The sequence below is a fragment of the Aggregatibacter sp. genome (genome assembly GCF_057314075.1).
Genome location: NZ_DBHLAR010000002.1, coordinates 150,799 through 164,833, shown reverse-complemented (window position 1 = coordinate 164,833; position 14,035 = coordinate 150,799). Strand labels below are relative to the sequence as shown.

Annotated in this window: 16 protein-coding genes and 1 other annotated feature; of the genes, 7 read left to right on the top strand and 9 right to left on the bottom strand. The window is 41.3% G+C overall.

Annotation, left to right across the window (positions count from 1 at the left end):
- Positions 1 to 93 precede the first annotated feature (93 nt).
- Positions 94 to 222 (top strand) — a sequence feature (His leader region).
- Positions 223 to 325: 103 nt separating this feature from the next.
- Both ACO5E4_RS01160 and priC read left to right on the top strand, forming a co-directional pair.
- The gene (locus ACO5E4_RS01160; RefSeq protein WP_485861768.1) at positions 326 to 1,675 is read left to right on the top strand and encodes a Na+/H+ antiporter family protein; all 1,350 of its coding nucleotides are present in this window, start codon (positions 326 to 328) and stop codon (positions 1,673 to 1,675) included.
- A gap of 61 nt (positions 1,676 to 1,736) precedes the next feature.
- Complete coding sequence (priC, locus tag ACO5E4_RS01155) at positions 1,737 to 2,297, top strand: primosomal replication protein PriC (RefSeq protein ID WP_485861767.1); 561 nt, start codon at positions 1,737 to 1,739, stop codon at positions 2,295 to 2,297.
- Positions 2,298 to 2,352: 55 nt separating this feature from the next.
- Here priC and miaB read toward each other — a convergent pair whose 3' ends face one another.
- From miaB to ispB, 4 genes are all read right to left on the bottom strand, one after another.
- Positions 2,353 to 3,777, bottom strand: coding sequence for a tRNA (N6-isopentenyl adenosine(37)-C2)-methylthiotransferase MiaB (miaB, locus tag ACO5E4_RS01150; protein WP_485861766.1), 1,425 nt, complete (start codon positions 3,775 to 3,777; stop codon positions 2,353 to 2,355).
- 217 nt (positions 3,778 to 3,994) lie between these two features.
- A complete protein-coding gene (locus ACO5E4_RS01145) occupies positions 3,995 to 4,723 on the bottom strand; it encodes an epoxyqueuosine reductase QueH (RefSeq protein ID WP_485861765.1) in 729 nt (242 codons plus the stop codon).
- Between the two features lie 2 nt (positions 4,724 to 4,725).
- The gene (locus ACO5E4_RS01140) at positions 4,726 to 5,064 is read right to left on the bottom strand and encodes a hypothetical protein (protein WP_314956470.1); all 339 of its coding nucleotides are present in this window, start codon (positions 5,062 to 5,064) and stop codon (positions 4,726 to 4,728) included.
- Positions 5,064 to 6,035 carry an octaprenyl diphosphate synthase gene (ispB, locus tag ACO5E4_RS01135; protein ID WP_485861815.1) on the bottom strand — a complete coding sequence of 324 codons (972 nt, stop codon included), beginning with the start codon at positions 6,033 to 6,035 and terminating at the stop codon, positions 5,064 to 5,066. The genes ACO5E4_RS01140 and ispB overlap by 1 nt, the downstream gene beginning before the upstream one ends.
- Before the next feature lie 259 nt (positions 6,036 to 6,294).
- On the opposite strand from ispB, the gene rplU reads away from it, so the two are divergent.
- Genes rplU through cgtA form a run of 4 tightly spaced genes read left to right on the top strand, consistent with a single transcriptional unit; the run spans position 6,295 to position 9,072 of the window.
- The gene (rplU, locus tag ACO5E4_RS01130) at positions 6,295 to 6,606 is read left to right on the top strand and encodes a 50S ribosomal protein L21 (RefSeq protein ID WP_006719042.1); all 312 of its coding nucleotides are present in this window, start codon (positions 6,295 to 6,297) and stop codon (positions 6,604 to 6,606) included.
- A 20-nt stretch (positions 6,607 to 6,626) separates the two neighbouring features.
- Positions 6,627 to 6,884, top strand: a complete 258-nt coding sequence (rpmA, locus tag ACO5E4_RS01125) for a 50S ribosomal protein L27 (protein ID WP_005539872.1) — start codon at positions 6,627 to 6,629, stop codon at positions 6,882 to 6,884.
- A 58-nt stretch (positions 6,885 to 6,942) separates the two neighbouring features.
- Complete coding sequence (locus ACO5E4_RS01120; protein WP_485861764.1) at positions 6,943 to 7,869, top strand: DMT family transporter; 927 nt, start codon at positions 6,943 to 6,945, stop codon at positions 7,867 to 7,869.
- A gap of 27 nt (positions 7,870 to 7,896) precedes the next feature.
- Entirely contained in the window at positions 7,897 to 9,072 is a 1,176-nt protein-coding gene (gene cgtA, locus ACO5E4_RS01115; protein WP_485861763.1) for an Obg family GTPase CgtA, read from the top strand.
- Between the two features lie 75 nt (positions 9,073 to 9,147).
- Here the strand turns inward: cgtA and smpB are convergent, their stop codons facing one another.
- The 5 genes from smpB to ACO5E4_RS01090 all read right to left on the bottom strand — a co-directional run bounded on the left by smpB (position 9,148) and on the right by ACO5E4_RS01090 (position 12,016).
- Entirely contained in the window at positions 9,148 to 9,630 is a 483-nt protein-coding gene (gene smpB / locus ACO5E4_RS01110) for an SsrA-binding protein SmpB (protein ID WP_109128109.1), read from the bottom strand.
- A 241-nt stretch (positions 9,631 to 9,871) separates the two neighbouring features.
- On the bottom strand, positions 9,872 to 10,576 hold the full coding sequence (gene arcA / locus ACO5E4_RS01105; RefSeq protein ID WP_314956355.1) for a two-component system response regulator ArcA: 705 nt from the start codon (positions 10,574 to 10,576) through the stop codon (positions 9,872 to 9,874).
- A 244-nt stretch (positions 10,577 to 10,820) separates the two neighbouring features.
- Positions 10,821 to 10,961, bottom strand: coding sequence for a type B 50S ribosomal protein L36 (gene ykgO / locus ACO5E4_RS01100; protein ID WP_006719061.1), 141 nt, complete (start codon positions 10,959 to 10,961; stop codon positions 10,821 to 10,823).
- A gap of 9 nt (positions 10,962 to 10,970) precedes the next feature.
- Positions 10,971 to 11,237 carry a type B 50S ribosomal protein L31 gene (locus ACO5E4_RS01095; protein WP_314956350.1) on the bottom strand — a complete coding sequence of 89 codons (267 nt, stop codon included), beginning with the start codon at positions 11,235 to 11,237 and terminating at the stop codon, positions 10,971 to 10,973.
- A gap of 218 nt (positions 11,238 to 11,455) precedes the next feature.
- A complete protein-coding gene (locus ACO5E4_RS01090) occupies positions 11,456 to 12,016 on the bottom strand; it encodes an LOG family protein (RefSeq protein ID WP_485861762.1) in 561 nt (186 codons plus the stop codon).
- A 153-nt stretch (positions 12,017 to 12,169) separates the two neighbouring features.
- On the opposite strand from ACO5E4_RS01090, the gene ACO5E4_RS01085 reads away from it, so the two are divergent.
- The gene (locus ACO5E4_RS01085) at positions 12,170 to 13,936 is read left to right on the top strand and encodes a protein-disulfide reductase DsbD (protein WP_485861761.1); all 1,767 of its coding nucleotides are present in this window, start codon (positions 12,170 to 12,172) and stop codon (positions 13,934 to 13,936) included.
- Positions 13,937 to 14,035 lie beyond the last annotated feature (99 nt).

The following is a 14,035-nucleotide window of genomic DNA, read 5'->3' as shown; positions in this document are numbered from 1 at the left end:
TTTTTGAAAAAACACTTGCAGTAAAATTTTTTTTGAAGTAGCTTAAAAAGCAATTCACATAGGAGATTCCCAAATGCGCTTTATTCGTCGTCACCATCATCACCACGCAACTGAATGATCTTTCAGGTATTTGGTGTGCTTGGAAGATGACTTCCGAGCAGGCACGAATAAAACGCTATCCCTTTAAGCCCCTCGGAAGTTGACTTTCGAGGGGTTTGTTTTTTTACCGTAAAAATAAATGCCTTAGAAATTAACCCATGATTTTATTAGACAAATTTTATTTCTCTAGTAAATTATCAATAACTTAAATCATAAGGACAAAAAAATGCTTACCAACCCAGTTGTTATTTCTATCGCGGTCTTGCTGGTGCTCAGCTTGCTGCGAATTAACGTGGTCATAGCCTTGGTTATTTCTGCCCTCACCGCAGGTTTAATTGGTGACCTAGGTCTCACAAAAACCATTGAAGCCTTTACCGGTGGACTTGGTGGAGGTGCTGAAGTGGCAATGAACTATGCCATGCTCGGTGCCTTTGCCATTGCCATCTCCAAATCCGGCATCACTGATTTACTCGCCTATAAAGTGATTACCCGCATGAACAAAACCCCCTCTGCCAATGGGATTGCCATGTTCAAATATGCCTTATTGGGGATTCTGGTCTTATTCTCGATTTCATCACAAAACCTGTTACCGGTGCACATTGCGTTTATTCCAATTGTGGTTCCGCCGCTACTTGCCGTGTTCAACAAACTGAAAATTGACCGCCGCGCTGTGGCCTGTGTCCTCACTTTTGGTTTAACCGCCACCTATATGTTATTACCGGTGGGTTTCGGTAAAATCTTTATTGAAAGCATTTTGGTAAAAAATATTAATCATGTTGGTGCGCCATTGGGATTACAAACAACCGTCAGTGAAGTTTCCCTTGCCATGATGATTCCCGTAATTGGAATGATTTTAGGCTTATTGACTGCCGTATTTATCACTTATCGCAAACCTCGTGAATACAGTGTCACCACAGCAGAACCAACAACACAAGACATTGAGCAACACATTGCTAACATTACACCAAAACAAATCACCGCCAGCCTTATCGCGATTGTGGCAACCTTCACCACACAATTAGTGACAAGCTCTACTATCATCGGTGGTTTGGTCGGTTTAGTCATTTTTGCCGTGTTCGGCATTTTCAAGCTAAAAGAAAGTAACGATATTTTCCAACAAGGCTTACGCCTAATGGCAATGATCGGCTTTGTGATGATCGCCGCGTCCGGCTTCGCTAATGTGATTAATACCACCAGTGGCGTAACAGACTTAGTGCAAACTTTAGGGCAAGGCTTACAAAGTAAAGGACTTGCAGCGTTCTTAATGTTATTCGTCGGCTTGTTGATCACCATGGGGATCGGCTCTTCCTTCTCTACGGTGCCAATCATCACCTCGATTTATGTGCCGCTTTGTTTGTCTTTCGGCTTCTCCCCACTTGCCACCGTGTCTATCGTGGGCGTTGCGGCAGCATTAGGTGATGCGGGTTCACCGGCTTCCGACTCCACCTTAGGGCCGACATCCGGTTTGAATATGGACGGTAAACACGACCACATTTGGGATTCTGTTGTACCTACCTTCATTCACTATAACATTCCGTTGTTAGCCTTTGGCTGGCTTGCAGCAATGACTCTCTAACCCTAAAAGTGCGGTCGGAAAAACACGTAAATTTTCTACCGCACTTTTCTTCCTTATGCCTATGAACAACACATCTATTCAGCGCCTAAAACAAAGTCTTGAGCATTTCTTCGCGCATTACGCCACGCAAAAAGAAGAGATTGTTTACACCAAATTTTCACCCAATCTGTTTACGGAAAATTGGCAAAAAACGGCATTTTATTTTGCGCAGATCGAACACACGCTTATACAGCTTGAAAAGATTGAAAGCGATAACATTGAAGCATGGCAGTTTTACACGCAAAAACTCTCCGCACAATGCAGCGCACTTTCTGATGCCTTAACGCGTCAACAGCAAAATGCTCAACTCTTTCCCGTTAAAGAAGAAAATAAACTGCAAAATAAACGTCAACATCCTGTACACACCCTGCCACCGCGCGAACGTCTGGCCAAATATTATGAATATTTAGCTTCTTTTAATGAAAAAATTCAGCATGAGAAAGATGAACTAAATAAGGCACAAAGGGAAGACGTTTCGTTTAGCCGACTCAAATTAGAACAGCTGGAACAACGTCGCGCCCGTTGTTTGGAAGCCATTGAAATGTTAGAGGAATATTTAATTTTCCTCGAAAAGGCAAAATAAACACAATAAAAAACCTCGCCAATATCGCGAGGTTTTTTCATTTTTATAAGATGCATTAGCCTGTGTAACGACCCACACCCAGTTCATCTTCTTTACGGGTGCGGTTAATCACTGCTTGCGGCGATTGCAACACACGTAAGCCCATTTGATCTTCGGTGCGCACCACTTCACCACGTAAAGAGTTCGTGAATACGTCCGTGATTTTAATATCGACAAACTTCCCGATCATTTCCGGCGTGCCTTGGAAATTCACAATACGGTTGGTTTCCGTACGACCGGTTAATTCCATAATATCTTTCTTCGATGGACCTTCCACTAATACACGTTGCTCCGTGCCCAACATCGCACGGCTGAATTGTGCTGCTTGGTTATTGATACGTTGTTGCAACAAATATAAACGTTGTTTTTTCTCGTCTTCGGTGACATCGTCAGGATAATCTGCCGCCGGCGTACCTGGTCGTGCAGAATAAATGAAGCTAAAACTCATGTCGAAGTTCACTTGGGCGATCAGATTCATGGTCTGCTCGAAATCTTCCTTTGTTTCTCCCGGGAAGCCCACAATGAAGTCAGAACTGATTTGAATATTCGGACGTACTGCTTTGAGTTTGCGAATAATGGATTTGTATTCAAGCGCTGTATGTCCGCGTTTCATCATGGTTAACACACGGTCTGAACCGGATTGCACCGGCAAATGAAGGAAACTCACGAGCTCCGGCGTATCACGATAAACATCGATAATATCATCGGTAAATTCGATTGGATGGCTCGTCGTAAAACGTAAGCGGTCAATACCATCAATGGCAGCAACTAAACGTAATAATTCCGCAAAAGTACAAATTTCACCGTCAAATGTCGGCCCACGATAAGCGTTCACATTTTGACCTAGTAAGTTCACTTCACGCACGCCCTGTGCGGCTAACTGCGCAATTTCAAATAAAATATCATCCACCGGACGGCTGACTTCCTCGCCGCGTGTATAAGGCACTACGCAGTAAGTACAGTATTTATTACAGCCTTCCATAATAGAAACAAACGCGGTTGGGCCTTCAGCACGAGGCTCCGGTAAACAGTCAAATTTTTCGATTTCTGGGAAGCTAATATCCACAACGGAGCTTTTCCCGCCACGAATTTGATTAATCATTTCCGGTAAACGATGCAACGTTTGCGGCCCAAAAACAATATCCACATAAGGCGCGCGGGTGCGAATGTGTTCGCCTTCCTGCGATGCTACACAACCACCTACACCAATCAATAAATTCGGGTTATTTTTCTTTAATTCTTTCCAACGACCTAATTGATGAAAAACTTTTTCCTGTGCTTTTTCACGAATAGAACAGGTATTTAGTAATAAAACATCTGCTTCTTCCGGCACCTCGGTGAGTTCTAAACCGTGCGTACTGTGTAATAAATCCGCCATTTTAGATGAATCGTATTCATTCATCTGGCAGCCCCAAGTTTTAATATGTAGTTTTTGCGTCATACTGGCTAAAATTTACTCTAATGGTTCATAAAAATTGACTGGCTATTCTACCGAGTTGCGCTTTTTCCCGCTAGTAAAAAAGCAGATTTTTCGCAGAATTTTACCTGTTGGAGGTAGAAGAAATAGCAATTGAAGAGAAGAAAGAAAAGGCAGATAAACACTAGAAAAGCAAGCTTTGCCTGAAATTTATCTGCCATGAAACAATACATGGAATGACTTACTGATTCGGTGAGTAATAAAGTTTACCGATTTCAATTTTCTGGCGACCGGTTTGCTCGCGCCATTTATTACTATCACGCAAAGAATAAACGCAACCGCAATATTCTTGCTGATAAAAACGCTCACGTTTACTGATTTCAATCATCCGTTGTGAGCCACCTTCTTTACGCCAGTTGTAATCCCAATAGATCACATCATCATATTTTTCTGCCGCACGATGACCGCAACCGTTAATTTGCTCCATGTCTTTCCAGCGAGAAATGCCAAGGCAACTGGTGAACACCGGGAAACCGTGTCCATGGGCATATTCAGCCGCTTTTTCAAAACGCATATCAAAACACATGGTACAACGAATGCCGCGCTCCGGCTCCCACTCCATGCCTTTAGCACGATCAAACCATTCTTGACGATCGTAATCGGCATCAATAAACGGAATACCAAATTTCTGTGCAAAACGAATATTTTCTTCCTTGCGGATCAAATATTCTTTTAACGGGTGGATATTTGGGTTGTAGAAATAAATCGTAAATTCAATACCGGACGCCAAGATGGCTTCCATCACTTCCCCTGAACAAGGCGCGCAACAGGAATGCAAAAGCAGTTTATTATGCCCTTCGGGCAATTCCAGTTTTTCACGGATAAAAGGTGCGTTCGGATCTTTGCGCTGCTTTTGTTTGCGCGTTTTATGTTGAAAACCGACCGCACTTTGAGATTGTTGTTCTGTCATGATTATTTAGCCTGAAGAATTTCGATACATTTATAAACAAATATTGTTGAACCTTTTGGATTATAAAGTGAAAACACAAAAAACTTCGGCGTATCAGCAGACTTTACTTCGAGTACAGCCTTTGTATTCGCCTTATTTGTATATTCCCACATCTGTGAATTATCGGTTCGAACGAGTTTTTCATTGGGCGGTAACAAACCGCTTTCCATGTGATGATTATCAATTTGGTTGAAAAACGTCACCATTTTAGATGCGCCATTTGGTTCTGCGCAGGAAAAATCGGCTGATAAAACTGACTGGTTAAAAAAGCACAACAAACATGTTAGGAGTCGCTTTTTCATTAATATGCTCTATCCACGGATAAATACGCTAAGGAAATCAATGCTTGTTTATACTCGCTTTCCGGCAGAATCTGAATCGCATCAACGGCTTTTTGTGCTTCTTGTTTAGCGCGATCCATCGCGTAATCGAGGGATTTATGTTCTGCCATAATAGCTAACACCTCATCAATGGCCTCACGTTTTCCACCTTGTTCGATGGCTTCGCGAATTAACGCAGCTTGTTCTGCATTACCGTGGTGCATCGCATGTAATAAAGGAAGGGTCGGTTTGCCTTCGGCTAAATCATCACCCACATTTTTCCCGAGCGCTTCGGCATTGGCGCTGTAATCTAACACATCATCCACCAACTGGAATGCCGTGCCGAGATAACGTCCATAACTTTGCAGCGCCTGTTCCTGCGCCTCACTGCCGCCGGCAATAATTGCCGCTGCCTGGGCAGCCACTTCAAATAAACGGGCGGTTTTGCTGTAAATTACCCGCATATAATTTTCTTCGCTGGTTTGCGGATCGTTCACGTTCATTAATTGTTGCACTTCGCCTTCTGCCAACACATTGGTGGCGTCCGCCATAATGCGCAAAATTTTTAACGATTCCAGCTGAGCAACTAATTGGAACGCACGGGTATAAATGAAATCGCCCACTAACACGCTTGCAGCATTACCAAACTCCGCATTTGCCGTGGCACGTCCGCGACGCATATCCGATTCATCAACGACATCATCATGCAACAAAGATGCCGTATGAATAAATTCGACAAAAGTGGCACAGGTAATGGCTTTTGCCCCTTCAAAACCCAAGGCTCTTGCCGTCAACACAGCGATTAAGGGACGAATGCGTTTGCCACCGCCTTGTACGATGTAGAATCCCAATTGATTAATCAGCACCACATCTGAGTTCAGCTGGACTAAAATTGATTCGTTCACTTTTTGCATATCCGCTTGGCTTAACGCCTGGATTGCCTTCATATCCATTAAGTTTGTTGTATTCATTTCTATAATTAAGCCACTTAAAATTAGGGGAAGTAGATGAAATTCAAAACGAAAGTGTGGTTGATTCTACCCGATTTTTCCCCCTTTCTGAAATTAAACTACCTAAATTGCCAATTTTTTTATTTTATCGTAAATAAGTTCTTGCTATCCCCTAAATTTTTACGTAGAATTTGCGCCCTATTTATATGAATTTTATGTGTGAAATGAAACAACATTAGAGCACAATTATAGCGGAGTATTTATGTACGCAGTTTTCCAAAGTGGCGGTAAACAACACCGTGTGAGCGAAGGTCAAGTAGTTCGTTTAGAAAAACTTGAACTTGCAACTGGCGCAACAGTTGAATTCGATTCAGTGTTGATGGTCGTTAATGGTGAAGATGTTAAAATCGGTGCCCCAGTAGTTGCTGGTGCAAAAGTAGTGGCTGAAGTAGTTGCACAAGGTCGTGGCGATAAAATTAAAATCGTTAAATTCCGTCGTCGCAAACACAGCCGTAAACAACAAGGTCATCGTCAGTGGTTCACAGAAGTGAAAATCACTGGGATTCAAGCATAATTTCAGAGGAGATCAAGTAGATGGCAACTAAAAAAGCTGGTGGTTCAACTCGTAACGGTCGTGATTCTGAAGCTAAACGTCTTGGTGTTAAACGTTTCGGTGGTGAATCTGTATTAGCAGGTAGCATCATCGTTCGTCAACGTGGTACTAAATTCCACGCGGGCAACAACGTTGGAATGGGACGTGACCACACCTTATTCGCGACAGCCGATGGTAAAGTAAAATTTGAAGTAAAAGGCGAGAAAAGCCGTAAATACGTAAGTATTGTTACTGAATAATTTTATAAAACAGAATAAAACGCCCTGCTCAATGCAGGGCTTTTTTGTAGGTAAAATCATGAAACAACAACCTATGTTAGGTTTTCTTTTTGCCCTGATCACCGCCATGGCGTGGGGGTCTTTGCCTATTGCGTTAAAGCAAGTGGTTTCTGCCATGAATGTGGAAACCATTGTTTGGTATCGCTTTATCGTTGCCAGTGTTGTTATCCTCTTACTCCTTGGTTACAAAAAAGCGTTGCCCAACATATCAAAACTGGGTTATTACAGTACGTTAGTTATGGTTGGCGTACTAGGATTAGCCGGTAATTTCTTCTTATTTAATAGCTCACTCAATTACATTGAACCTTCCGTTGCACAAATTTTTATCCATTTATCGTCTTTTGGTATGCTCATTTGTGGCGTTGTGATTTTTAAAGAAAAATTAGGGATACACCAAAAAGCCGGTTTAGCCCTATTAATCATTGGATTAGGTTTATTCTTTAATGATCGGCTAGAAATCTTCCACGACTTAAATACCTACTCCACGGGGGTTTTCCTCAGCATTAGCGCGTCCTTAATATGGGTTGCCTACGGTATGGCACAAAAACTCATGCTAAGAAAATTCAGCTCACAACAAATTTTACTGATGATTTATTTCGGTTGCACCCTTGTCTTTACGCCTTTCGCTAAATTCTCGCAAGTACAAGGCCTAACGCCTATCAGCCTTGGTTGCTTAATTTACTGTTGTTTAAATACGCTATTTGGTTATGGTGCTTATGCTGAAGCATTAAACCGTTGGGAAGTGTCAAAAGTCAGCGTGGTCATTACCTTGGTTCCGTTGTTTACCATTTTATTTGCACACTTTGCTCACTATATCGACCCAACAGATTTTGCCGCCCCTGAACTAAATACTATTAGCTATATCGGTGCGTTTATTGTAGTATGCGGGGCAATTTTATCCGCCATCGGGCAAAAGTTATTTCCTGCTCGACCAAAAGTGCGGTAGTAATTTTCAGTATTTTGGAGAAGTTGAATGAAATTTATTGATGAAGCTTTGATTCGTGTCGAAGCAGGTGATGGAGGCAACGGCTGTGCCAGTTTCCGTCGTGAAAAATATATTCCTAAAGGCGGCCCTGATGGCGGCGATGGTGGTGATGGTGGTGACGTTTATTTAATCGCTGACGAAAACCTCAATACGCTTATCGATTACCGTTTTGAAAAACGCTTTGCCGCCGAACGCGGTGAAAACGGGCGCAGTGCAAACTGTACCGGACATCGAGGCAAAGATATTACTTTACGTGTACCGGTAGGAACGCGCGCTATTGATAACGACACTCAAGAAATTATCGGTGATTTAACCAAAAATGGCATGAGATTATTAGTTGCCAAAGGTGGTTATCATGGATTAGGTAATACTCGTTTCAAATCCTCTATTAACCGTGCGCCACGTCAAAAAACCATGGGGACACCGGGAGAAAAACGCGATTTACTATTAGAATTAATGTTGCTCGCCGATGTCGGTATGCTTGGTTTACCAAATGCCGGTAAATCCACTTTTATCCGTGCGGTTTCTGCTGCCAAACCAAAAGTCGCTGATTATCCGTTTACCACCTTAGTGCCAAGTCTCGGCGTGGTGAAAGTAGATGATAATCGCAGTTTCGTTATCGCAGACATTCCCGGGTTAATTGAGGGTGCATCAGAAGGTGCCGGATTAGGTATTCGTTTCTTGAAACACTTAGAACGCTGTCGCGTATTAATTCATTTGGTAGACATCAATCCGATTGACGATTCTGATCCAGCAGATAACGTAGCAATTATCGAATCTGAGCTATTCCAATACAGTGAATCCTTAGCGGATAAACCACGTTGGCTGGTGTTCAACAAAATCGATACCATGAGCGACGAAGAAGCGCATGAACGTGCAGAAGAAATTGCTGGACGCTTAGGCTGGGAAGAAGATTATTATTTGATCTCTGCTGCGGCGGGTAAAAATGTTCCTCAATTGTGTCGTGATATCATGGACTTCCTAGAAGCGCATCCACGTGAAACGGAAGAAACGCCGGTAGAAAATGAAGAAGTCAAATTCAAATGGGAAGATTACCATCAAGAGCAATTAGAAAATGCTGATTTTGATGATGAAGATGATAACGACTGGGATGACTGGTCAGAAGAAGATGAGGAAGGCGTAGAAATTATCTACAAACCTTAATCTGATATAAAAAGTGCGGTCAAAAATCTACGTGTTTTTTGACCGCACTTTTTTTATGAATTACCGCAGAGAAAACTAGCCTTTTCGCGCATTTTTCATGATTCGCTCTTTTGCTACTTTCCACTCGCGTTCTTTAATATCTTCTCGCTTATCCTGTTGTTTCTTACCCTTCGCCAAGCCAATTTTGACTTTTGCCCATGCACCTTTCCAATATAAAGAAAGAGCGATTAGCGTAAATCCATCACGGTTTGCTTTGCCGAACAAAGAATCTAATTCACGTTGTTTCAGCAATAATTTACGGGTACGGGTTGGGTCACATACGACATGCGTCGATGCTACACTTAAGGGTTGAATACTCGCACCAAATAAAAAGGCTTCACCATTTTTAAAAATAACATAACTATCACTTAAATTTGCTTTGCCGGCGCGCATAGATTTCACTTCCCAACCTTGCAATTCAAGACCTGCCTCAATTTCATCCTCAATAAAATAATCGTGTCTCGCACGTTTATTTAACGCGATCGTATTAGAACCGGGTTTTACTTTTTTCTTGGTCATATACTATTGGAAACTAAACATAAATTGGTGCACATTCTACCGAATCCACGCAAAGATAGCAAAAGCACACAATAAGGATAATTTGTCTCCCGTTTGGCAATAAGGGCGACTTGTTGATTTTTGATACGATTAAAGAGTGAAATGTATCCGGTCATTTCCGGTTACATCAAAACTGCAAAAAAAACTCACCGCACTTTTTCTTTGGGGATAAAAAAATCAGCGCCCAATGCGCTGATTCCCTTTATTCTAACTCTCCACAGAAGCGATAACCTTCTCCGTGAATAGTCGTGATGATTTCCGGTGTATCAGGATGATCTTCAAAATGTTTTCGAATACGGCGAATCGTGACATCTACCGTGCGATCTTGTGGCTTAAGTTCACGTCCTGTCATTTTTTTCAATAATTCTTCACGGGTTTGAATTTTTCCTGGATTTTCGCAGAAATGCAACATAGCACGAAATTCACTGCGTGGTAGCTTACGCTCTTCGCCTTCCGGCGTAACCAAAGTACGGCTATTTAAATCTAATGTCCAACCATTAAATTTATATTGTTCGATTTGATGAGCACGCTGATTTTCCTGCATTGTACGCTGTAATAAATTACGTGCACGAATCGTTAATTCACGTGGATTGAACGGTTTGGTAATGTAATCATCGGCCCCAATTTCTAAACCAAGAATTTTATCAACTTCATTATCTCGGCCCGTTAAAAACATTAATGCAATATCTGCATTCTCACGCAACTCACGAGCAAGCATCAAACCATTTTTCCCCGGCAAATTAATGTCCATAATGACCAAATTAATGTCTTCCGCCTCTAGAATTCGGTGCATTTGGGAACCATCAGCTGCTTCAAAAACATCATATCCTTCGGCTTCAAAAATACTTTTTAATGTATTTCTGGTAATCGTCTCATCTTCAACAATTAAAATTTGTGGTGTTTGCATCAGCAAATCCTTCATTTTCTTAGTTATTACTTAGGTATTCAGTTATTTAACAACACATAATCTGAATTTTATAATTGCAACATAATTCTAACAACAAAAACGATTAAATGAGAATTTATTCATATTTGATTTTGTGATCTATATCATAAAACCAACAGGATTCAGCAAATAAAAAATCCTTCAATAAACAATGTTATTGAAGGACTAAGCTAAAATTACACACAAAGCTAAAATACGAGAGGAATCAACGTTTTTTCTTACCACCCTGGCGCGCTTTAAAACGTGGGTTTTCTTTACAAATCACATATACAACACCATGACGACGTACCACTTTACAACCAGGATGGCGAGTTTTTGCTGTTTTTAATGAAGATAAAACTTGCATAAACATTCCCTATTTTGATTTAAAGATACTGAACTTGCCATAACGGTTAGCAAAATCACTGGCACGACCTTCATTGGCGACTTGTCTAACTTTACCGGTATAGAATGGATGTGATGCTGAGGACGTATCACACATAAATACCGGATATTCTTTACCATCTTCCCATTTCATAGTATTTGTGGTTCTGGCACAAGAACGAATCAAAAAGCCTTGCTTAGCATTGGAATCATAAAAAAGAACGGTACGATAATTTTCCGGATGAATCCCTTTTTTCATTTTACACAACCTTATTTCTTGATGAAAAATAACAATGTGCGCCATGTTACACAAAAAACGCCATCCAAGCAAACTTATTTTAATTAAAAAAATAAGGAGGTAGAAAAAAGTGTTGAATCAAGCTTTACATAAGCAAAAACAACTTAGAAAAACACCCAAAATGCATAATTAATTTTTATAAAAAACAATGTTATTTTTGACCGCACTTTAATAAAAACCTAATAAGTTCTTATTTCAGGTGCTTGATAGGATTTAATAAACTTTTCTATTTCAAGAAGATCTGTGCTGAATAACAATTTGTCAAAATGTGTTTGACTCAAGAACCCAATATTTACCATGCTTTGATACATGCTTCTGAGCGGTTCATAAAAACCATTTTGGTTAAATAAAATACAAGGATGCGGATTTTGTCCAATACGCGACCAAGAATACACTTCACAGATTTCTTCTAGTGTTCCCGGTCCACCAGGCAACGCAATACAAGCATCAGCAAATGCCAACATCTTTGCTTTCCGTTCCGCCATAGAATTGACCACGATAATTTCTGTACAGCCACTGTGCGCAACTTCCCTTTCTCGTAAAAATGCGGGAATCACGCCTATCACTTCCCCACCATGAGATAATACGGTATCTGCTAACAATCCCATGAGTCCTGCTTTGCCACCACCATAAATCAATCGATGATGATGTTGTGCAAGCCATTTACCTAACTCAATTGTTGCCTGCTGATATGCCGGTACATTTCCCAATGCCGCACCACAATAAACGGTGATATTCATTTTATTCCCTCAATAATATGACTTCTAATAAAGCCGGCTCACTGCGAATTTATTTCACAAAAAACGCGACCATAAAGGACGATATTTTACAGCAATTTGTTTTCTGTAGTGCTAGAATGTGCCCCATTTTATGGAAAATCATCACTGTATCTTATGAAAAAATATCTTCTTCTCGCGTTCTGTTTACTCACAACATTGAGCCTACAAGCTGCGGATCTCTTCAATAATAAACCGAAATTTTTACCGGTGGATCAAGCATTTCAGCTGCATGCAGAACAGCAGCATGAAAATATTTTGTTGAATTGGCAAATTATCGACAATTACTATCTTTACCAAGACAAACTGGAATTTTCACTTAACGGTCAGCCAATTGACGTTCAACCGCAATTTTTAACTACAGCGGAACAGTATCAAGATCCTTATTTCGGCACAGTAAATATTTTCAAACACCAGCTTGCCCTTAAGTTACCGTTGCCAAATAAAGGCGTGCAAGATCTTTTAGACGTTACCTACCAAGGTTGTACCCAAGGCTTTTGCTATCCGCCGGAAACCAAGCAATTTACGCTCAGCGACATCCCACAAAAAGCGATGACAGCCCCAATGGAAGCCAAAAGACAGCAAAGTGCGGCAGGAAATTCAGATGTTTTATCATCACAACAAAATCAACTTGCTGACAGCCTATTTCAGAGCAAGTATGCCATGTTGTGGTTTTTTGTCCTCGGTATCGGATTGGCTTTTACCCCTTGCGTCCTCCCAATGCTTCCTTTGTTATCGGCCATTGTAATCGGTAGTCGAACAGAACAGAGTAATACATGGCGAGCCGTGGCGTTAAGTTTCGTGTATGTGCAAGGCATGGCATTAACTTATACTTTATTGGGTTTATTGGTTGTACTCATCGGTTTACCGTTCCAAGTGGCGTTACAAAGCCCCTATGTCTTAATTGGATTGTCACTTGTTTTCACCTTGCTGGCGCTTTCAATGTTCGGTGTATTTACCTTACAACTGCCCTCCTCATTACAAACTAAACTAACTCAGCTCAGTCAACAACAAAAGAGCGGTGCCTTTTTCGGTGTATTTGCCATGGGCGCAATCGCCGGTTTAGTGGCATCCCCTTGCACTTCCGCTCCACTTTCCGGTGCATTGCTGTATGTGGCTCAATCCGGGGATTTTGTGATTGGTGCATTAACCTTGTATTTATTAGCCCTTGGCATGGGGTTACCGCTCATTCTGATTACCGTATTCGGTAACAAAATCCTACCGAAATCCGGCGCTTGGATGGAAAACGTGAAAACCGCATTTGGTTTTGTCATGCTAGCGTTACCGGTGTTTTTACTTTCCCGTATTCTTCCTGCCGTTTGGGAACCGCGTTTGTGGGCATTACTTGGTGTCAGTTTCTTTGTCTGGCTTGCTATGCAAATGCGTTCCACCGGCATCGGATTATTCTTCCGCATTGTATCCCTCATCGCAGCCATGGCACTCGCTCAGCCGTTACAAACATGGCTATGGCAGAATCATGCACAACCGGCAGAAACCCAAAGTGCGGTTCAAAATTCACTTGAATTTCAACAAGTACACAGCTACGACGAACTTCAACAAGCATTAGCACAAAATCCTAAATCCATGGCAATGCTGGATCTCTATGCAGATTGGTGTATCGCCTGTAAAGAGTTTGATCATAAAACCTTTGCCGATTCAAAGGTGCAAGCCGCATTACAAGAAGTTTTACTGTTAAGAATCGACATGACAAACAACAGCGAAAACAACCGCACTTTAATGAAACAGCTCGCGGTAACCGGCTTGCCGACACTGATTTTCTTTAATGCTGAAGGCAAAGAAATCGCAGCCCAGCGCATTACCGGTTTTATGGAAAGTGAGGCATTTTTGCAAACACTCCAAGCGGCTAAAAATAATATTCATTAACGATTAAGAAAAAATCCTTTTCTTTTTTAGTCATTTTTTTCTTCAAGATTAATCGTTAGCATATGTAACCTCAATTTTGATTACTTCTATTTAAGGAAA